We start from the raw sequence: 20,048 nt of genomic DNA, 5'->3' as shown, positions 1-20,048 counted from the left end.
CTCCATCCGGGCTACGATCTTCCCTACTTCGGCAACAGCGCTTTCAGCTTGTCCATGTCGCGCACGTTCATCTTGAAGCCGCCGGGCATCACGATATCGCCGGGCTTCTGGTCCGGCTTGCAGGCCCCCAGCCATTTCGCTTCGAGCTGCATGGTCGTGTCGCGGCCTGCCGCGCCGGCGGCGCCGCCTTGCGCGTGCGACGACGTCTTCACCGTATAGGCCGAATTGAAATCGCCTGATATCTCAGCATGCGAGGTCGTGCTGATGCCGGCGACGCTACACTCGGAATCGCTGACATAGCCAGTCGCGGTCTTCTTGATGTCCTGCTTGGCGCAGATCTGCTTGGCCATCGGCGAGACGTTGTTGTTCATCTCCTTGTCGACGGTCTCGTCGGTGCAGTGCTGCATGGTCATCTCGGGCACGGGCGTGCCGGTCCTGACCATCTTCAATTCCCACAGGCCCGCCTTGCGCACCGGCAGGTCTTCAGCGCGAGCGCTGCCTGCCGACAAGACGAAGCAAAGTGCAGAGCCGAGCAAAGCGAGTTTGCGCGTCATGTGGGAAGCTCCCGGCTGCGAGATAGCGGCGTTGCGAAAGCGCCTCAGTAGAGCGTGCGGATCGGCTGCTCGGCGGCGCCATAGGGCACCCAGCGGCAGGAGAACGAGATGTAGCCGCCCTCATAGGCCTGCACCGCCAGGAATTTGGCGACCTTGCCGTAGCGCGCGCAGTGATCGACCGCGACCTGCCGCGCATCGGTCTGGGTTGCCATCGAATAGGCGATGATGCCGCCGGTGTCGTTGCCCTTGAACGGAGGCACCGGAAGCAGATCGGCGCGCGCCGACTGGCTCGCCATCATACCCAGGGCAAGAAGGCCCGCGGCCGCAATGATTCGCATTCCCGTCACTCCGATTGGTTGGCGGCAGTTTACGGTGCCAGCGCGGCGGTGGAAAGAACGGAAGGCCCCTCTAGTGCAGCATTGCGGTCAACTCGTCGGCAAGTGTTGCCGCGCTGCACTTGACCTCCTCCGGCCTTCGCGGCACCGTCGGACCCTCGCAGATCATGCTGTCTGGATCATCCATGCGCGCCTCGACCTTCCTGAAATCGCTCCGCTTCGCCGCCGTGCTCGGCCTCCTGTTCGGGGCGCTGTCGCTCGGCGAGGCCAGGGCTGCCAATCCGCTGGAGCTGAATTTCTGGCTGAGCGGGCCGCGCTATGACGGCAATGTCTCCGAATGCGACAGGGCGCTGCCGACGATCGCCAGCCAGTTCTGGGAGAAAGAAAGCTCGTTCTGGAATTCCTCATTGAAGATCACCGGCTTCGCCGCGGTTCACGAGACCGCGTTCCGGCCCTGGGCATCCGACAACATTCCTCGCCGCTATTGCACCGGCGAGGCCATGCTCACGGACGGCAAGATGCGCAAGGTGCACTTCTCGATCGTCGAGGATGGCGGCTTCGCCGGCTACGGTCAGGGCGTCGAATGGTGCGTGGTTGGGCTCGACCGCAACTGGGCCTACAACCCGGCCTGCCGCGCCGCCAAACAATAATCGAAGAAGTCCGGATCGGAGCGGTCAGGCGGCCGAACGACGGTCGCCCGAATTTTGTTCTTGAAATGTTCCTATCGCCTGCTAGGCTGATCTGCACAGTCTAGTTGAGGGGCGTCGCCATGTTTCATTCCAGATTGCATTCGTTCTCCCGTCTGATGATCTCGCTGACGCTTGCAGCCGGGTTGGCTGCATTGGCCGGTGGCGCCAAGGCCCAGGACAAGCGGCAGAACACGCCCGGCGAATTCGATTTTTATGTGCTGTCGCTGTCGTGGTCGCCCTCCTTCTGCGAGGAGGCGGCGGAGCGCGGCGGCCGCTCGCAGATCCAGTGCAGCGGACGGCCCTACGCTTTCGTGGTCCACGGTCTGTGGCCGCAATATGAGAACGGTTTTCCGGAATATTGCCAGCGGCCGTCGCCGCGGCTGAACCGCAGCATCGTCTCCTCCATGCTCGATCTGATGCCGGCGCCGGGGCTGATCTTCAACGAGTGGGACAAGCACGGCACCTGCTCGGGGCTGGCCGACCGCAGTTATTTCGAGACGATCCGGAAGGCGCGCGCTGCAATCAAGATTCCGGCCGAATATCTCGATCTATCGCAGGCCAAGACCGTGGCGCCGGCGGAGGTGGAAGAGGCCTTCATCAAGGCCAATCCGGGCCTCAGCAATGCCGCCGTCTCGATCACCTGCAACCGGACGCGGCTATCGGAAGTCCGCATCTGCCTCAGCAAGGACCTGCAATTCCGCGCCTGCGAGGAGATCGACCGCCGCGCCTGCCGCCGCGACCAAGTGACAATGCCGCCGATCCGGGGTGGGTAGCCCAGGCGTCGTGCCTCTTTGCTCAAGCCGTCACGTGGCGTAGTGCTCTTGCATGAATTACCGCCACGCCTTCCATGCCGGCAGCTTCGCCGATGTCATCAAGCACATCGTGCTGGCACGCATCATCACCTACCTCCAGGACAAGCCGGGTGCGTTCCGCGTCATCGACACCCATGCCGGCGCCGGCCTCTACGATCTCGAAAGCGACGAGGCACGCCGCGGCGGCGAGTGGCTGACGGGCATTGGGCGGCTGATGCAGGCGCGGCTGTCGAACGACGCCATGGCGCTGACCAAGCCCTATCTCGACATCGTCCGCGCCTTCAATCCGAAGGGCGAGCTCAAGGCCTATCCGGGCTCGCCGCTGATCGCGCGCGCCCTGATGCGGCCGCAGGACCGCCTCGTCGCCTGCGAACTCGAGCCGAAGGCGCGGAAAGCGCTGATCGGCGTGCTCCGCCACGACGAGCAGGCCCGCGTGGTCGACCTCGACGGCTGGATGGCACTGCCGGCTTTCGTGCCGCCAAAGGAACGGCGCGGGATCGTCCTGATCGACCCGCCGTTCGAGGCCAAGGACGAGTTCGACAAGCTCGGCGAGGCCTTCTCGGCGGCCTTCGCGAAATGGCCGACCGGTATCTATGTAATCTGGTATCCCGCCAAGAGCCGGCGGGCCACTGATGCGCTGGTGCAATCAGTGGCGCGGCTCGCAGCCGTCGCAAAGCCGCCGGGAAAATGCCTGCGGCTTGAATTCAGCGTAGCGCCGCAAGCCGACGGCGCAGCCCTCACCTCCACCGGGCTCTTGATCGTCAATCCCCCTTACACATTGCACGGCGAGCTCAAGACGATCCTGCCGGAGCTGGAAATGCCCCTCGGCCAGGGTGGCGCTGCCAGATTCCGATTAGAGGTGCCGAGGCCGTAACACTCCGGCATCTTGGGAAAAATATGCAGGAGCGGTGGTCAATCTGCAGAGAACCGTATTATGCTGTTTCAGTGACTGGCTTTACGTTCCGCTTCCGCGAATGGTTGCGGCGGAGTGAAGGCCTAAGAAAGATCCAGTCGGACCGAATGGTCTGCCCAAGGATGGCCAGCTCCCGGGCTTCGTAAGGCCCGGTCATGTCGTGACGTGCGTCTGCGTCACGACGGAGGAGCAATGAGGGGGAGTTTCCCGATGGCCATGACGGGAACGGTCAAGTTTTTCAACGGTGAGCGCGGCTACGGATTCATCAAACCGGACGACGGGGGCCGCGACGTCTTCGTGCATATTACTGCTGTGGAGCGGGCCGGACTGAAGGACCTTGCCGAAGGACAGCGTATTACTTTCGAAGTCGAGCCGGACAAGAAGGGCAAGGGGCCGAAGGCGGTCGATTTGGTCATCTTGTCCTAGCGAGTCCGACGCGAAAACACCGGCGAAAAAAAATCCCGGCCGCGAGCGGCCGGGAGGCTGTAGTCCGGTATTTTCTTCTTTGGGTATCAGAAGTGATAGTTCACGCCTGCGCGCACAACGCTGGCGCTATAGCCGTTTGACACGCCTGTAATCGCGAACTGACTCGTCGACAGATCGATGTAGAGATATTCGAGCTTGGCGCTCCAGTTCGGCGCGAAGCCGACTTCCGCACCAGCACCAATGGTCCAACCGGCGCTGGTGTGCGACTCCGTCCAGCCGAACGTCTGTGCACGCAGCTCGCCGAAGGCGAGGCCCGCCGTGCCGTAGAACAGCACGTTGCTGAAGGCGTAGCCGGCGCGGCCGCGCAGGGTGCCGAACCACGGATTGGAGAACTTCCACGGCGCGAAAGTGTCGTCGGCACCGGCGGCCTGGATGTCGCCCTCGACGCCGAACACCCAAGGACCGTTCTGGAAATTGTAGCCGGCCTGAACGCCGCCGACGAAGCCCGACGGTTTTGCGGGATTGTTGTTCACCGAGCCCCATTCGTAGCCGAGATTGGCACCGAGATACGGACCGGCCCAGCTATAGGCGTTGAGCGGCTGATTGACCGTGTAGGGCGCACGCTGCCCGTAATTGAGATCGGCGGCCTCTGCCGAAGCCGTCCAGCCGACTGCAGCCAACGCGGCTGCGCCCACAACGAGCCCCTTCATCACACACTCCAACGCAACTGTCCCAACCGGTGCGATGCCCGCGCCGCCGCGCGAGGCAAAACCGCATGGTTACGGAACCACGACTTTTTCGCGTACGATTTATCGAGAGTTTTAAGTTAAAGGCCTGTTAAGTCGGGTTACCGCGCTGTTAACAGGCTTAAGTAAGCGTTACCGGGAACTGCGCCGCCATCCTGTGCGTGCCGCACGGCCGGAACTTCAAATCGGCACCCGCAGCGCCTAAATTCGCACCATGGTTCACGATTCCACCGACAATCCGGACGACGCACGCGTACGCAAACCCGTGCACGGCAACGCGCCCGATGTCCCGCCCCAGGAAACGGAAGCGGCGCCGCCGGACCTCGATCCCGCCACCGCAAGCGGCGACGACGAGGACGACGCACGGCTGCCGGACATCCTGGAAGAGAGCGGCACGGTCGGCGAAGAGCCACTGGCGACCGGCCACGAGGCGATCGAACGCGCGGTCCGCCTCGCCCCCACCTCGCCCGGCGTCTATCGCATGCTCAACGCCAGTGCCGACGTGCTCTATGTCGGCAAGGCCAAGAACGTCAAAAAGCGCCTGTCGAACTATGCGCGCCAGAGTGCGCCGCAGCCGGCGCGCATCCTGCGCATGATCGCCGCCACGGTTACGGTGGAAATCATCTCGACCCACACCGAGACCGAGGCGCTGCTGCTGGAGGCCAACCTCATCAAGCAGCTTCGGCCGCGCTTCAACGTGCAGCTGCGCGACGACAAGTCGTTTCCCTATATCCTGATCACGGGCGACCATTGGGCGCCGCAGATCTTGAAGCATCGCGGCGCGCAGACGCGGCCCGGTCGCTATTTCGGCCCGTTCGCCTCCGCGGGCGCCGTCAACCGCACCATCACCGCACTTCAGCGCGCGTTCCTGATCCGCTCCTGCACGGATTCCTTCTTCGAGAGCCGTTCGCGGCCCTGCCTGCTCTACCAGATCCGCCGTTGCGCCGGCCCCTGCACACGTGAGATCGACTTCCCCGGCTACACGACCCTGGTGCGCGAGGCGAGCGACTTCCTGTCCGGCAAGAGCCATGCGGTGAAACAGGAGCTTGCTAGCGAGATGGAGAAGGCCTCCGGCGAGCTCGAATTCGAAAGCGCCGCGCTCTACCGCGACCGCCTCGCTGCGTTGTCCGCGATCCAGTCGCAGCAGGGGATCAATCCGCGCACCGTGGAAGAAGCCGACGTGTTCGCCATCCACCAGGAGGGCGGCTTCTCCTGCGTCGAGGTGTTCTTCTTCCGCACCGGGCAGAACTGGGGCAACCGCGCCTATTTCCCGCGCGCGGAGAAGACCTATACGCCGGAAGAGGTGCTCGGCTCCTTCCTCGCCCAGTTCTACGACGACAAGCCGCCGCCGAGGAATATCCTGCTCTCGCACGAGATCGAGGAGAGCGAGCTGCTCGCCAACGCGCTGTCGATCAAGGCCGGCCGCAAGGTCGAGGTTTCCATGCCGAAGCGCGGCGAGAAGAAGGAGCTCGTCACCCACGCGCTCACCAACGCGCGCGAGGCCCTGGGCCGCAAGCTCGCGGACACCGCGACGCAGAGCCGGCTGCTGGACGCCATGGCCACGACCCTGAGCCTGCCACATGCGCCGAAGCGGATTGAAGTCTACGACAACAGCCACATCCAGGGCACCAACGCAGTCGGCGCCATGATCGTTGCCGGCCCGGACGGTTTTGTGAAAAACCAGTACCGCAAGTTCAACATCAAGTCGGAAGGGATCACGCCGGGCGACGACTTCGCCATGATGCGCGAAGTGCTGGAGCGCCGCTTCAAGCGCCTGATCAACCCGCCCGAAGAGGGCGCGGCCAAAACCAAGGACGACGACTTCCCGCAATGGCCCGATCTCGTGATCATCGACGGCGGCCGCGGCCAGCTCAACGCGGTCCGGGAAATCTTTGCAAACCTCGGCCTGACCCAGGTGGCGCTGATGTCGGTCGCCAAGGGGCCGGACCGGGATGCCGGCCGCGAGACCCTGTTCATGCCGGAGCGCGAGGCGATCAAGCTGGAGCCGCGCGACCCCGTACTCTATTTCATCCAGCGGCTGCGGGACGAGGCGCACCGCTTCGTCATCGGTTCGCACCGCAAGCTGCGCAAGAAGGACATCCGCGAGGCCGGCTTGCAGGAGATTCCGGGCATCGGTCCGTCACGCAAACGTGCCTTGCTGCACCATTTCGGAACCCTGAAGGAGATCGAACGGGCTTCGATCACCGATCTCGGCAAGGTTCCGGGGGTGAGCGCCGAGAGCGCCCGCAGGATTTTCGAGTATTTCCATCCCCAGCCGGGGTGAAATAAAGGGGGGCCGCGGTCATATGGTCGTCGCATCCCGCACCCCATTTGGGGAGCGGAACGGTTGACCTTCAGGCTGCAGCGGTATTGGTAGGACGGATGAACATCGCCACGACACGAGGGACCACCAGCCGCGCGATGTCCCTCCCGAACATCCTGACCTACGGCCGGATCGCCGCGATCCCGGTCGTGGTCGGCTGCATCTACGCACAGTCGATCATGGACGGCCCGCTGTGGCTGCGCTGGGTCGCGGTCGCCATTTTCATCGCGGCTGCGGTCACCGACTACCTCGACGGCTATTACGCGCGGATATGGAATCAGCAATCGGCGTTCGGCCGGATGCTCGATCCGATCGCCGACAAGCTGCTGGTCGCCTCGTGCCTGCTGATGCTGGCTGCCGACGGCATCATTCACGGCTGGTCGCTATGGGCCGCCATCGTGATCCTGTGCCGCGAGATCCTGGTCTCGGGCCTGCGCGAATATCTTGCCGCGCTGCGCGTCAGCGTGCCCGTGACCAAGCTTGCGAAGTGGAAGACGACGGTTCAGCTCATCGCCATCGGCTTCCTGCTGGCTGGTCCGGCCGGCGATGAGGTGGTGCCCATGGTCTCGATGATCGGACTGGCGCTGCTCTGGGCCTCGGCGATCCTCACCATGTACACCGGCTACGACTATTTCGGCGCCGGCATCCATCACCTTATCAAGGAGGATGAGGGATGAAGGTGAAGTACTTCGCCTGGGTGCGCGAGCGCGTCGGCAAGGCCGAGGAGACCATCGAGCCGCCCGCAACCGTGCGCACCGTGGAAGAGCTGATCGCCTGGCTGTCCGGCCAAAGCGAAGCCTACGCCTACGCGTTCGAGAAGCCGAAGGTGATCCGTACCGCGATCGACCATGCCCACGTCAAGTCGGACGCCGCGATCGCGGGCGCTCGCGAGATCGCGTTCTTCCCGCCGATGACCGGCGGCTAGACCATGCCCGGCACCACCTGCCCCGTCACCATCCGTATCCAGCAGGACGATTTCGACATCGCGCGCGAGATCGCGGTGCTGACCGGGAACCGCACCGACATCGGTGCGGTCGTGAGCTTTTCCGGCATCTGCCGCAGCGACGAGGACAGCGCGAAGATCGCCGCGCTCTCGCTCGAGCATTATCCTGGCATGGCCGAGGAGGAGATCAGGCGCCATGCCGACGAGGCCACCTCGCGTTGGCCTCTCAACGGCGTCACGGTGATCCATCGCGTCGGCCGGTTCATGCCCGGTCAGAACATCGTGCTGGTGCTGACCGCCTCGCAGCACCGCCAGGCAGCGTTCCAGGCAGCCGAGTTCCTGATGGATTATCTCAAGACCAACGCGCCGTTCTGGAAGAAGGAAGAGAGCGCCTCCGGCACCGGCTGGGTCGAGGCCCAGGCCCGCGACGATGAAGCCGCCGCACGCTGGACCCGATCCTGATGGCAACAACATCCAAAAAGAGCGTGCGCGGCCGCGCCGCGCCAAAGCTCGCGAAAGTAGGCCGCGGAGAGCTTCTCACGCTGGTCGATTTCGTCCGCTATGCGGTGAGCCGCTCCAATGAGGCGAAGCTCGCCTTTGCTCATGGCACGCCCGATCCAGTCGCGGAAGCGGCCTTCCTGGTCTGTGAAGCCCTGCATCTGCACCCCGAGCAGTTCGAGATTTTTGCTAACGCGCGCGTCACGGCCGCCGAGGGCAGGACGATCATCGATCTCATCCATCAGCGCGTCACCACGCGTAAACCGGCTGCCTATCTCGTCAACAAGATCTACATGCGCGGCCTGCCGTTCTATGTCGACGAGCGCGTCATCGTTCCCCGCTCCTTTATCGGCGAGTTGCTGGAATCGCATTTCGGCGGCGACGGCGAAGCCGGCTCGCTGATCGATGACCCCACCGCGGTCGAGCGGGTGCTCGATCTCTGCACGGGGTCGGGATGCCTTGCGATCCTCGCCGCCCAGCATTTTCCGAACGCCACGATCGACGCCGTCGATATCTCCAAGGGCGCGGTCGACGTCGCCAGACGGAATGTCGGCGAATACGGGCTCGATGACCGGATCAGCCTGCATCGCGGCGACCTGTTCGCCCCGCTCGGTGACACCAAATACGACCTGATCATCACCAACCCGCCTTATGTCGACGCCGAAGGCATGGCTGCGTTGCCGCCGGAGTGCCGGGCCGAGCCGAAGCTCGCCTTTGACGGCGGCGCCGACGGTCTCGACGTGGTGCGCCGGATCCTGCGCGACGCGCCCGACCACCTGACGCCGCATGGTGGGCTGATCTGCGAGATCGGCCGCGGCCGCGAATTGGTCGACGAGGCCTTTCCTGAACTGCCGCTGCTCTGGCTCGACACCGAGGACTCCGAGGGCGAAGTGTTCTGGATCGCGGCAGCCGATCTCGGTTGATCCATCACGGCGGTCCGACCTCGTTCGGAACAAGTCAAATACCGCCACGTTCATCCCCCGACGAATTTTCTCGCACTCGGAGGATAACCGCATGCTTGCGCCATCGGGCGAATTGCTGCGCGCTGGCGTCGCGCTCAAGCTCAACCATCTCAAGCGCGCCGCCCAATCCTATGCCCGTGACCGGAGCAATCAGGCCACTGGGCGCATGACCTCGTACGCGACTGCGGCCGGACTGCTCGCGGTTGCGGGCTTGTTCGTCGTCGCAGCCTTCTTCGTCGGCCTGATCGCGCTGTACCGCTGGGTTGCAATCCATTACGGGCAATTCTGGGGGTTCGGCGCCGTTGGCGGCGTGCTCCTGATCCTGGCCGCCGCCTGCGCGGGCGTGGCCATGGCCCAGATGAAGCGCAAGACCAAGCCGATCGTGCCGCTCGCCAGCCGCCTGCGCGTGGCGATCGCCACCCCGCGCATCCCGCGCGGAACGGTGAAACAGGCGGTGAAAGAGGTCGCGACGACAATTCCCCTGGCGCCGCTCGCGCCGGGCGAACGAGGGCATGAACCAGGACATGGCGGCAGCACGTGGCCGGCTCGGTCCAACCGGCCCGTGCAAGTCGGGCTGATGCTCGCAGCCGTTGGGCTGGTCGGCCTCACGGCCGCGCGCCGGCGGCGTCACGGCCACGGAGCGGAGACCTGAAATGCCTATACGGCGCGCCGAACAATTTGACAGCTGGCTGTTGGTGGCAGCCACGACCGTGTTCGTGCTCACCGCGGAACGGTATTTCCAGGATTCCGGCATGGTCCGGGCGGGACCTCCGCACGACCACCGCAAAGGCGAGGCGAATTCGCCGGAAACGAGCCCGGTGGGTGCAGCCTCGCAGCCCGGCCGCGGCCGCCGCGCGAAAAGCCCGTTCGCGATCCCTTGGGCGGGCTGGAAGGACGTCTTCTGGCGCACCTATCAGCGCATCGACGACGATCGCCTGCTCGCGACCGCCGGCGGCGTCGTCTTTTTCGGGCTGCTCGCGATCTTTCCCGCCATCACGGCTCTGGTTTCGTTCTATGGCCTCTTCGCCGACCCCTCGAGGATCAGTTCCAACCTGCAATCGCTCGCGATGATGCTGCCCGAAGGCGCGTTCCAGATCGTCGAGGACCAGGTCGCCCGGGTCGTGTCGAACGGCGGCGCGACCCTTGGTTTCACTTTCCTGTTTGGCCTCTTGCTCGCGATCTGGAGCGCCAATGCCGGCGTCAAGGCCATCTTCGACGCCATCAACGTCGCCTATGAAGAGCGTGAAAAGCGCAGCTTCATCCGGCTGAACTCAGTCTCGCTGGCTTTCACGGTCGGTGGCATCGTTGCCCTGCTCCTGATGGTAGGCGCTGTCGTCGCCTTTCCGCTCGCGCTCAATCACCTCGGCATGGCGCCCGAAAGCAAGACGATCGTGGCGCTGGCGCGATGGCCAGTGCTGTTCGTCATTCTCCTTGCCGCGCTCGCCGTCCTCTACCGCTTCGCGCCCAGCCGCGACGCCCCACGCTGGCAATGGCTGAGCGTCGGAGCGGTGGCGGCCGCGATCCTCTGGATCGCCGGCTCGGCGCTGCTGTCCTGGTATCTCTCGGAATTCGCCAATTACAATGCGACCTACGGCTCGCTCGGCGCTGCGATCGGCTTGATGATGTGGATGTGGATGTCGGCCATCGTCGTCATGTTCGGGGCCGAGCTGAATTCGGAGATCGAACGGCAGACCCTGCGCGACACGACCACCGGGCCGCCCAAGCCGCTTGGCACCCGCCAGGCCGTCTCGGCCGACACGGTCGGCGCTGCGGCGCCATCCTGACTCCGAGATCGGGCCGCTATCCCCTCGAATCAACAATGATGTTAAGCTCATGCCGCTTGGGGGAGCATGCGGCGTGACGGGTTCGATACGCCACCCGTGTTTTCCCGGTCAGGCAGTCAGCTCTTGAGGCGTAACGCGCGGCATGATTCGTATTTCGACGATCTTCATCGCCATCTGCATGGTTCTGGTCGCCGCCTCGCTCGGGCTCGTGCTCTACGCAGTCGCCGGCATCAGCGGAACCGAATCCGCGATCGTGGCACTGACGGTGCTGACCTTCCTGATCCTCTACAATGCAGTGTCGATGCGACTGCGCGACCGCAGCGACGTCGGCGGCCAGATCACCGACCTTTCGCGCGGCACCGCCGACCTCGCCCGCCAGGTCGCCGAGTTCGGCCGCCGGCTTGCCACGATCGAAGCACGCATCGCCTCCTCCAATTCGACCAACTCCGACCGCATCCAGTCGGTGGTCGGCGAGATCAACGAGCTCGGCGGGTTGGTCAGGCAGCTCGCCACCACCGTGTCGGCCCATGAGGATCTGATGGCCGGCCACGCGCCGGTGCCGGCCCCCGCTCCGGTCGCAAGGCAGGAGCCGGAGGCGCCGCTCGACCTGATGGCCACGTTCGAGGAGGAGCGCCCGGCTGCCCCTCCCCCGGCGCCCGCGCCGCAGCCGCGGCCGTCAGCGCCGGCGATCCAGACCCAGACCGCCAATCCGGTTCAGACCGCCAACGGCCGCAACCCGACCCAATTGCTGGCGACGCTCCGCAACGCGATCGACGAGAACCGCATCGACATCTTCCTGCAGCCGATGGTGACGCTGCCGCAGCGCAAGGTCCGCTTCTACGAGGCCGTGACGCGCCTGCGCGACGAGCGCGACCAGTTGGTCGCGGCTGAGGAGTTCATCAGCATCGCGGAGGCCTCCGGCCTGATCGGGCGCATCGACAACATGGTGATGCTGCGCTGCGTGCAGGTGCTGCGACGGCTGATGGTACGCAACAAGGAGGTCGGCGTGTTCTGCAACGTCGCGGCTTCCACGCTCGGCAATTCGACGACCTTCGCGCAATACCTCGATTTCCTCGAAGCCAACCGGGCGCTGGCGCCCTCGCTGGTGCTGGAATTCAAGCAATCGACCTTCCGCAATCTCGGCCCGGCCGAGACCGAGAATCTCGCCGCGCTCGCCCAGCGCGGCTTCCGTTTCTCGATCGACCATGTCACCGATTTGCGTATCGAACCGCGCGAGCTCGCCGATCGCGGCGTGCGCTTCATCAAGGTGCCGGCCTCGCTCCTGCTCGACGCCAGGCAGGCTTCGGCCTCGGACATCCACCCTTCCGACCTCTCCGACCTGCTCGGCCGCTTCGGCATCGACCTGATCGCCGAGCGGATCGAGGGCGAGCGCGCCGTGATCGACCTGCTCGACTATGACGTGCGGTTCGGCCAGGGGTTCCTGTTCGCGCCGCCCCGACCATTGCGGCCGGAGGGGTCATTTGCTACCGCCGCGCCGAACCAGGCACAGGACACCCAGGGATCCAATGGCTCCGGCACCCCCAGCTCAAGCGCGACGTCGGCTGCGTCTGCGCCACAGCGCGTCACCGGCAACGCCGCGCTCGCGCGCCGGATCTGATCGGCCGCACGCATCATGACCACACTGCATTTCGCCGAAAGCCTGCGTGAACTCGTGGCGGGCGTGAACGTCGTACTCAGCGACATCTGGGGCGTGGTCCATAACGGCCTCGAATCCTTCCCCGAAGCCTGCGAGGCGCTGCACACCTATCGTAGCCGCGGCGGTACGGTCATCCTGATCACCAACGCGCCGCGCCCGGCAGACTCGGTGCAGCGGCAATTGCGCAAGCTCGGCGTCGCCGACGAGACCTACGACGCGATCGTGTCTTCAGGCGACCTGACGCGGCTCTATGTCGCCGACCATCCCGGCCGCAAGATGTTCTGGCTCGGCCCCGAGCGCGACAACTCGATCTACCGCGGCCTCGATGCGGTGACCGCGCCGCTGGAGCAGGCAGATTACATCGTCTGCACCGGCCTCTATGACGACGAGACCGAAACGGCGGAAGACTATCGCGGCATGATGCTGAAGGCGCGCGAGCGCAAGCTGACGCTGGTTTGTGCCAACCCGGACATCGTGGTGGAACGCGGCGACCGGCTGATCTATTGCGCCGGCGCGATCGCGGAGCTCTATCGCGAGCTCGGCGGCGAGGTGATCTTCTACGGCAAGCCGCACCGGCCGATCTACGAGCGCGCGATGGCGCTCGCCGGCGAACGCCAGGGCCACCAGATCGACCGCAAAAAGGTGCTCGCGATTGGCGATTCCGTCCGGACCGACCTCACCGGCGCGCGCGAGTTCGGGATCGATTGCCTGTTCGTGACCCGCGGCATCCATGCCGAGGAGTTCGAGGGTCTCGACCAGCTCGACCCGGCTTCGGTGCTGGAATTGTTCGGCCATCCGCCGAAGGCGCTGATGCGCGAACTGAAGTGGTGATGGCTACGGCTTGAAGCGTCGCCTACCAAGACCAATTGCTAAGCCCCCGGACGCCGTCATGGCCGGGCATAGTCGGCCGTAGGACGGCGTCGCTCCCGCTCGCCTACGCCCCGGCCATCCACGCCTTCTTTGCAGCTCCAAGAACGTGGATGCCCGGGACAGGCCCGGGCATGACGATCCCAATGATGGATTATTATCCGGCCAAGCGCGCCTTACGCGCTTGCCATGTCCGGGAAGACCGCCTCGATCTTGGTCTTCAGCGTTGCCGCGTTGAACGGCTTGACGATGTAGTTGTTCACGCCGGCCTTCTTGGCCGCGATCACGTTCTCGGTCTTCGATTCGGCCGTGATCATGATGAAGGGCGTGGTGGCGAGGTTCGGATCCGCGCGCACTTCGCGCAGCAGGTCGTAACCCGTCATCGGCTCCATGTTCCAGTCGGAAATCACGAGCCCGTACTTCTTGCCGCGCATCTTGTTCAGCGCTGCCGAACCGTCGCTTGCATCATCGATATTCTCGAAGCCAAGCTGCTTCAGGAGGTTCCTGATGATACGGATCATGGTGCTGTAGTCGTCAACCACCAGAACCGACATCGACAAATCAACCGCCATCTCGACTCCCCCAACGCAAACCCAGGAAATATTTACGATCGGACCTGCCGGGCCGGAGCCCCGCGGTTCCACGCCCAAGGACTAGCACCAAGGCGTTAAACAGCGCGTTAACTGGGAACGCCCCCGGTGGACTGAAATCGCATTCGATGCGGCCGCCCCCTCCCGCTTGACTTCATCCGGCCCGTCGCGCCACGGTCCCGGCCGGTCCCGCCGGTTCGAGAATTCCCCTGATGGCTCCGCATTTTACCGTTATCCGCGACACCACGCCGGACTCCGCCATTGCAAGGGGTGCCGTGGTCGCCATGGGCAATTTCGACGGCGTTCATCTCGGCCATCGCGCCGTGATCGCCGCAGCCCTGGAAATGGGCAGGATACATGGCCGCCCTGCTCTGGCATTGACCTTCGAGCCGCATCCGCGCCGGTTTTTCAGCCCCAACACCCCGCAATTCCGCCTGACGGATGAGCGTGCCAAGCTGCGGCTTCTGGCCGGCACCGGACTGGACGGCGCCGTGGTCATGACCTTCGACAAGTCCCGCGCCGGGACCAGCGCGCAAGACTTCATTCACCATGACCTGATCGGGCGCCTGGGCATCGGTGGAATCGCCGTCGGCTACGACTTCCATTTCGGCAAGGGTCGGGTCGGCTCGCCGAGCCTCCTTGTCAACGAGGCGCCCCGGCTCGGCATCGAGGTCGACGTGCAGCCGCATGTCGATATCGACGAGCGGCCGGTCTCTTCCAGCGCGATCCGGATCGCGCTCGCCGAAGGCCAACTCGACGAGGCCACGGCCATGCTCGGCGCGCCCTGGTTCATCACCGGCGAGGTCATCCACGGCGAGAAGCGCGGCCGCGACCTCGGATATCCCACCGCCAACATCCGCCTCGATGCCAATTGCGGCCTCAAGCACGGCATCTATGCGGTGCGAGTCGGCCGCGGCGCGGAGCGGCTCGACGGCGTGGCAAGCTTCGGCCGCCGCCCGACCTTCGATAACGGCGCACCGCTGCTGGAAATCTTCCTGTTCGACTTCAAGGGTGATCTTTACGGACAGACGCTCGACTGCGCCTTTATCGGCTTCATCCGCGAGGAGCTGAAATTCGACAGCCTGGAGGCCCTGATCCGCCAGATGGACGACGATTCCGCCCGCGCCCGGGCCATGCTCGCCGCCGCCCCGAACGCGTTTCCGAGGCTTGGCGTCATCGATTAAGGTCGGAAACCGGCCCGCCGAGACCTTTTGCGCTTCCTCCGCCCCCCTGCTATGGAGAGGCCATGTTTGCGCGGCGCATCATAGGGATTAGCGGCCCGGCTTCCGCCTGAGCCTTCGGCTCGGCGCAAGACCGGGATGTTGTCGTTTCACCCGCGATTCCGCATCGCCATCCGTTCCCGCGCCCTTCCGAGCCAGTCAGCCTCATGTCCGACAAGTCCCAAAAATCCGAAGCTAAAGACTATTCGAAAACCCTGTTCCTGCCGCAGACGGAATTCCCGATGCGCGCCGGCCTGCCGCAGCGCGAGCCGGAACTGTTGAAATACTGGAACGACATCGGCCTTTACGAGAGGCTGCGCCAGGAAGCCCAGGGCCGCGCCAAATTCGTGCTGCATGATGGCCCGCCCTACGCCAATGGCAACATCCATATCGGGCACGCGCTGAACAAGATTCTCAAGGACGTCGTGACCAAGAGCCAGCAGATGCTTGGCTTCGACTCCAACTACGTGCCTGGCTGGGATTGCCACGGCCTTCCGATCGAATGGAAGATCGAGGAAGAGAACTACCGTTCCAAGGGCAAGCAGAAGCCCGACTTCCGCGACTCCGCCGCGATGGTGGCATTCCGCAAGGAATGCCGCGCCTATGCGACGCACTGGATCAACGTGCAGCGCGAGGAGTTCAAGCGGCTCGGCATCATCGGCGACTGGGATCATCCCTATCAGACGATGAGCTATCCCGCCGAAGCGCAGATCGCCCGCGAGCTGATGAAGTTCGCCGCCAACGGCACGTTGTACCGCGGCTCCAAGCCGGTGATGTGGAGCGTGGTCGAGAAGACCGCGCTTGCAGAGGCAGAGGTCGAATACGAGGACTACACCTCCGACATGGTTTGGGTGAAGTTTCCCGTCACGTCCCCGGCACATGGTGCGCTCGCCAATGCTTCGGTCGTGATCTGGACCACCACGCCCTGGACACTGCCCGGCAACCGCGCGATCTCGTTCTCACCGAAGATCGCCTACGGCCTCTACAAGGTGACGGATGCGGCCGCGGACAATTGGGCGAAGACCGGCGATCTCCTGATCCTGGCCGATGCGCTCGCCGCAGAGGTGTTCAAGCAGGCGCGCGTCACGGCCTATGAGAAGGTGCGCGACATTCCCGGCGATACGCTGGACGCCGTGGAGTGCGCCCATCCCTTGCGCGGCCTCGATGGCGGTTACGAGTTTATCGTGCCGCTGCTCGCCGGCGAGCATGTCACCGACGATACCGGCACCGGCTTCGTGCACACCGCGCCGAGCCACGGTCGCGAGGACTTCGACGTCTGGATGGCCAACACCCGCGAGCTCGATGAGCGCGGCATCTCGACGGCTATCCCCTACACTGTCGACGAGAACGGCGCCTATACGGCGCAGGCCCCTGGCTTCACCGGCAAGCGCGTGCTCAACGACAAGGGCGAGAAGGGCGATGCCAATGAGGCCGTGATCAAGGCGTTGATCGAGGCTGGCAAGCTGCTCGCGCGCGGCCGCCTCAAGCACCAATATCCGCATTCATGGCGCTCGAAGAAGCCGGTCATTTTCCGCAACACGCCGCAATGGTTCATCGCGATGGACAAGGACATCAGCGACGATGGCCACGCCAAGAAGGGCGATACATTGCGGGCCCGCGCGCTGCATGCGATCTCGGTCACGCAATGGGTACCGCCGTCGGGCGAGAACCGCATCAACGGCATGATCGCCAATCGTCCGGACTGGGTGATCTCGCGCCAGCGCGCCTGGGGCGTTCCGATCGCCGTGTTCGTGCGCGAAAAGAGCGACGGTTCGGCCGAGATCCTGCAGGACGAGATCGTCAATCAGCGCATCACCGAGGCCTTCATGGAGGAAGGCGCCGACGCCTGGTACATGGAAGGCGCCCGCGAGCGCTTCCTTGGATCGCGCGCGAAGGAAGACTGGAGGAAGATCGACGACATCTGCGACGTCTGGTTCGATTCCGGCTCCACGCACGCCTTCGTGCTCGAGGATCGCCAGAACTTCCCGCAGCTCGGCAACATCGTCCGCAAGGTCGACGGCGGCAACGACACCGTGATGTACCTGGAAGGCAGCGACCAGCATCGCGGCTGGTTTCACTCGTCACTGCTGGAGAGCGCCGGCACGCGCGGCCGCGCGCCCTATGACATCGTGCTCACCCACGGCTTCACGCTCGACGAGAACGGCCGCAAGATGTCGAAGTCGATCGGCAACACCGTCGAGCCACAGAAGGTGATCAAGGATTCGGGCGCGGATATCCTGCGCCTGTGGGTCTGCGCCACCGACTATGCCGACGACCAGCGCATCGGCCCGGAGATCCTGAAGAACACCATCGAGACTTACCGCAAGCTGCGCAACACCGTGCGCTGGATGCTTGGAACGCTGGATCACTACAAGCCGGCCGACGCAGTCGCGCCCGCCGACATGCCTGAGCTCGAACGGCTGATGCTGCACGAGCTCGCGGTCCGTGCTGCCGTCGTCCGCAAGGCCTATCAGGAGTTCGACTACAAGACCGTGGTCGCAACCTTGTCCGCCTTCCTGAACAGCGAGCTCTCGGCGTTCTATTTCGACATCCGCAAGGACACGCTGTATTGCGATCCGCCGTCCTCTCTGACGCGCAAGGCGGCGCTGACCACGATCGACCTGTTGTGCAGCTCGATCCTGAAATGGCTGGCGCCGATCCTCAGCTTCACCGCGGAGGAAGCCTGGCGCATGTACAGGCCCGACGCCGAGCCCTCGGTGCACCTGACGCTATTTCCGGAGAACCTCGAAAGCCTGCGCGACGACAAGCTCGCCGCGAAATGGGAAGCGATCCGCAACGTCCGCCGCGTCGTCACCGGTGCGCTGGAGCTCGAACGCGCCGCCAAGAACATCGGCTCGTCGCTGGAGGCATCACCGGTGATCTATGTCGCCGACCGCGACATGCTGGCGACGCTGTTCGACACCGACCTCGCGGAAATCTGCATCACCTCGAATTACGAGGTGCGCGAGGGCGAAGCGCCGGCTTCCGCATTCCGTCTCGATGCCGTTCCAGGCGTCGCTGTCGTGGTGGAGAAGGCGGTCGGCACCAAATGCGCCCGTTCCTGGAAGATTTCGCCGACGGTGGGTGAAGACCCCGAATATCCCGACGTCACCCCGCGCGACGCCAAGGCGCTGCGCGAATGGAAGACGCTGGGGGTCAGCATCTAGCTCTCACCGTCGTCCTGGCGAAAGCCAGGACCCATTACACCGCCGCGAATTGCGACGAAGGCTGATGACCACAAGTCTTTCAAACAACGACCGCCTCGGAGCATGGGTGCTGGCTTTCGCCAGGCCGACGACGGAGCGTGATGTGGCCAGCTGCCCATGACCCCGCTCCGCGCCGGCATCCTCGCGGCCCTGGTCACGCTCGTGGCCGACCAGGCCTCAAAGCTCTGGCTGCTGAACGTGTTCGACCTCGCCCGTCGCGGAGCGGTGAGCGTGACGCCGTTCTTCGACCTGGTGCTGGCCTGGAACATCGGCATCAGCTTCGGCTGGCTCCAGAACGACGGCCAGGCGGCGCAGATGGCGCTGATGGCCGTGAAGGTCCTCGCCGTGGTTGCGCTGGCGATCTGGATGGCCCGCTCGCACACGCTGCTGGCAACCATCGCCCTCGGCCTGATCATCGGCGGCGCCATCGGCAATGGCATCGACCGTTTGGCCTATGGCGCGGTGGTCGATTTCGCCCTGTTCCACGTCGAGATCGGCGGAAATACCTATAATTGGTACGTGTTCAACCTCGCGGACGTGGCCATCGTTGCTGGCGTGGCGGCGCTATTGTATGATTCCTTCCTGGGGGTACCCGCCGCAAAAGCGCCCTGATCCCGGCTGATACGGACCGGCAGGCGGAACCTTGTTTTTGCGAGGGATTATGCCGCGCGAGAGCGGCAAACTGCCACAATTTGGAACAGGTACGGTGATGCGCAGCTCGAAGACCAGCAGTTCGATGGTTGGAGACCCCCGGCAGGGGTTCTGGCGGGCGTTGAAATTGTCCGCTGTCGCGCTCGGCATCGGTCTCGTCATGTCGGCTGGCGCCGCCCGCGCCGGTGACGACGGCGAGGACGATGACGACATGACCTTCGAAGAGAAGCTCATCGACAATCTGATGTCGGGCATCGGCGCCAAGAGCATGGAGAAGAAGGGTATCGAATACCGCGAGCGGTCGCCGCTGGTGGTACCGCCCAAGCTTGACCTGCCGCCGCCCGCCGGGACCGAAGCCAAGAACGCACCAAACTGGCCGAAGGACCCTGACGAGAGACGCCGCAAGGAGGCCATCGCGCAGCGGAAGAAGGCCGTCAAGGCGACGGAGAGCTGGCAGGCAGGGCGGGCGTTGTCACCCGCCGAGATGGAGGTCGGCAGGACAGCCGCACCCGAGCGCACGAGCAATGATCCTATTCAGCCGGGCACCAACGGCAATCCGTCGCTCAGCCCCGCCCAACTCGGCTTCACCGGCGGTCTGTGGGGCATGATGTCGAACAACAAAGGCGAGGCCAAGCAATTCACGACCGAGCCGCCGCGCCAGTCGCTGGTCGAGCCGCCGCCGGGCTACCAGACGCCGTCGCCGAGCTACGCCTATGGCGCCGGAGAGGACAAGACACGGCGGACCTATTTCGACATCATGTCCGGCAAGGACAAGGAACAATAGCCCTCCTGTCCCTTCGCGATATCCGGCAGACGCGGTCCCGCGCCGGCGGCTCGTGCGCGCGGGACGCGGTCTTTTATTGCTTATCAGT

Annotated in this window: 21 protein-coding genes; 17 read left to right on the top strand and 4 right to left on the bottom strand. The window is 64.5% G+C overall.

What is annotated here, in order from left to right; translation table 11 throughout:
- Window positions 1–23: 23 nt before the first annotated feature.
- Window positions 24–554, bottom strand: coding sequence for a DUF3617 domain-containing protein (locus AC0L27_RS10190; protein WP_354255190.1), 531 nt, complete (start codon window positions 552–554; stop codon window positions 24–26).
- A 44-nt stretch (window positions 555–598) separates the two neighbouring features.
- Window positions 599–892, bottom strand: coding sequence for a hypothetical protein (locus AC0L27_RS10185; protein ID WP_354208219.1), 294 nt, complete (start codon window positions 890–892; stop codon window positions 599–601).
- A 182-nt stretch (window positions 893–1,074) separates the two neighbouring features.
- Here AC0L27_RS10185 and AC0L27_RS10180 point away from each other — a divergent pair, with 182 nt between their 5' ends.
- The 4 genes from AC0L27_RS10180 to AC0L27_RS10165 all read left to right on the top strand — a co-directional run bounded on the left by AC0L27_RS10180 (window position 1,075) and on the right by AC0L27_RS10165 (window position 3,729).
- The gene (locus AC0L27_RS10180) at window positions 1,075–1,539 is read left to right on the top strand and encodes a hypothetical protein (RefSeq protein WP_027565385.1); all 465 of its coding nucleotides are present in this window, start codon (window positions 1,075–1,077) and stop codon (window positions 1,537–1,539) included.
- Between the two features lie 119 nt (window positions 1,540–1,658).
- A complete protein-coding gene (locus AC0L27_RS10175; protein ID WP_354208220.1) occupies window positions 1,659–2,351 on the top strand; it encodes a ribonuclease T2 in 693 nt (230 codons plus the stop codon).
- Between the two features lie 52 nt (window positions 2,352–2,403).
- Window positions 2,404–3,264 (top strand): 23S rRNA (adenine(2030)-N(6))-methyltransferase RlmJ, encoded by an 861-nt coding sequence (locus AC0L27_RS10170; protein WP_354208221.1) that lies wholly within the window; start codon window positions 2,404–2,406, stop codon window positions 3,262–3,264.
- A 249-nt stretch (window positions 3,265–3,513) separates the two neighbouring features.
- Window positions 3,514–3,729 (top strand): cold-shock protein, encoded by a 216-nt coding sequence (locus tag AC0L27_RS10165; RefSeq protein ID WP_092029496.1) that lies wholly within the window; start codon window positions 3,514–3,516, stop codon window positions 3,727–3,729.
- An 86-nt stretch (window positions 3,730–3,815) separates the two neighbouring features.
- Here AC0L27_RS10165 and AC0L27_RS10160 read toward each other — a convergent pair whose 3' ends face one another.
- Window positions 3,816–4,439, bottom strand: coding sequence for an outer membrane protein (locus AC0L27_RS10160; RefSeq protein ID WP_275172436.1), 624 nt, complete (start codon window positions 4,437–4,439; stop codon window positions 3,816–3,818).
- 250 nt (window positions 4,440–4,689) lie between these two features.
- On the opposite strand from AC0L27_RS10160, the gene uvrC reads away from it, so the two are divergent.
- From uvrC to AC0L27_RS10115, 9 genes are all read left to right on the top strand, one after another.
- Window positions 4,690–6,759, top strand: a complete 2,070-nt coding sequence (uvrC, locus tag AC0L27_RS10155; protein ID WP_354208222.1) for an excinuclease ABC subunit UvrC — start codon at window positions 4,690–4,692, stop codon at window positions 6,757–6,759.
- A 98-nt stretch (window positions 6,760–6,857) separates the two neighbouring features.
- A complete protein-coding gene (pgsA, locus tag AC0L27_RS10150; protein WP_007596859.1) occupies window positions 6,858–7,475 on the top strand; it encodes a CDP-diacylglycerol--glycerol-3-phosphate 3-phosphatidyltransferase in 618 nt (205 codons plus the stop codon).
- Entirely contained in the window at window positions 7,472–7,723 is a 252-nt protein-coding gene (gene moaD, locus AC0L27_RS10145) for a molybdopterin converting factor subunit 1 (protein WP_018318355.1), read from the top strand. Before pgsA ends, moaD begins: the two co-directional genes overlap by 4 nt.
- A 3-nt stretch (window positions 7,724–7,726) precedes the next feature.
- A complete protein-coding gene (locus AC0L27_RS10140) occupies window positions 7,727–8,203 on the top strand; it encodes a molybdenum cofactor biosynthesis protein MoaE (RefSeq protein WP_354208223.1) in 477 nt (158 codons plus the stop codon).
- The gene (prmB, locus tag AC0L27_RS10135; protein ID WP_354208224.1) at window positions 8,203–9,162 is read left to right on the top strand and encodes a 50S ribosomal protein L3 N(5)-glutamine methyltransferase; all 960 of its coding nucleotides are present in this window, start codon (window positions 8,203–8,205) and stop codon (window positions 9,160–9,162) included. Before AC0L27_RS10140 ends, prmB begins: the two co-directional genes overlap by 1 nt.
- Before the next feature lie 91 nt (window positions 9,163–9,253).
- The gene (locus AC0L27_RS10130; protein ID WP_354208225.1) at window positions 9,254–9,853 is read left to right on the top strand and encodes a phage holin family protein; all 600 of its coding nucleotides are present in this window, start codon (window positions 9,254–9,256) and stop codon (window positions 9,851–9,853) included.
- 1 nt (window position 9,854) lies between these two features.
- Window positions 9,855–10,985, top strand: coding sequence for a YihY/virulence factor BrkB family protein (locus tag AC0L27_RS10125; RefSeq protein WP_354208226.1), 1,131 nt, complete (start codon window positions 9,855–9,857; stop codon window positions 10,983–10,985).
- A 142-nt stretch (window positions 10,986–11,127) separates the two neighbouring features.
- Complete coding sequence (locus tag AC0L27_RS10120) at window positions 11,128–12,603, top strand: EAL domain-containing protein (RefSeq protein WP_473318841.1); 1,476 nt, start codon at window positions 11,128–11,130, stop codon at window positions 12,601–12,603.
- A gap of 15 nt (window positions 12,604–12,618) precedes the next feature.
- Entirely contained in the window at window positions 12,619–13,473 is an 855-nt protein-coding gene (locus AC0L27_RS10115; protein ID WP_354208228.1) for a TIGR01459 family HAD-type hydrolase, read from the top strand.
- Window positions 13,474–13,685: 212 nt separating this feature from the next.
- Here AC0L27_RS10115 and AC0L27_RS10110 read toward each other — a convergent pair whose 3' ends face one another.
- On the bottom strand, window positions 13,686–14,081 hold the full coding sequence (locus tag AC0L27_RS10110; RefSeq protein WP_007596883.1) for a response regulator: 396 nt from the start codon (window positions 14,079–14,081) through the stop codon (window positions 13,686–13,688).
- A 230-nt stretch (window positions 14,082–14,311) separates the two neighbouring features.
- Here AC0L27_RS10110 and AC0L27_RS10105 point away from each other — a divergent pair, with 230 nt between their 5' ends.
- The 4 genes from AC0L27_RS10105 (at window position 14,312) to AC0L27_RS10090 (ending at window position 19,960) form a co-directional block, all read left to right on the top strand.
- Window positions 14,312–15,283: a bifunctional riboflavin kinase/FAD synthetase gene (locus AC0L27_RS10105; RefSeq protein ID WP_354208229.1), complete on the top strand. Its 972-nt coding sequence runs from the start codon at window positions 14,312–14,314 to the stop codon at window positions 15,281–15,283.
- A gap of 203 nt (window positions 15,284–15,486) precedes the next feature.
- Window positions 15,487–18,486 (top strand): isoleucine--tRNA ligase, encoded by a 3,000-nt coding sequence (ileS, locus tag AC0L27_RS10100; protein WP_354208230.1) that lies wholly within the window; start codon window positions 15,487–15,489, stop codon window positions 18,484–18,486.
- 156 nt (window positions 18,487–18,642) lie between these two features.
- On the top strand, window positions 18,643–19,137 hold the full coding sequence (lspA, locus tag AC0L27_RS10095; RefSeq protein WP_199198057.1) for a signal peptidase II: 495 nt from the start codon (window positions 18,643–18,645) through the stop codon (window positions 19,135–19,137).
- A gap of 97 nt (window positions 19,138–19,234) precedes the next feature.
- Window positions 19,235–19,960 carry a hypothetical protein gene (locus AC0L27_RS10090; protein WP_354255260.1) on the top strand — a complete coding sequence of 242 codons (726 nt, stop codon included), beginning with the start codon at window positions 19,235–19,237 and terminating at the stop codon, window positions 19,958–19,960.
- Window positions 19,961–20,048 lie beyond the last annotated feature (88 nt).

Source organism: Bradyrhizobium sp. Ken51, from assembly GCF_055807435.1.
Note: the sequence above shows the minus strand (reverse complement) of the source record. Positions and strands in the feature narration are given on the sequence as shown.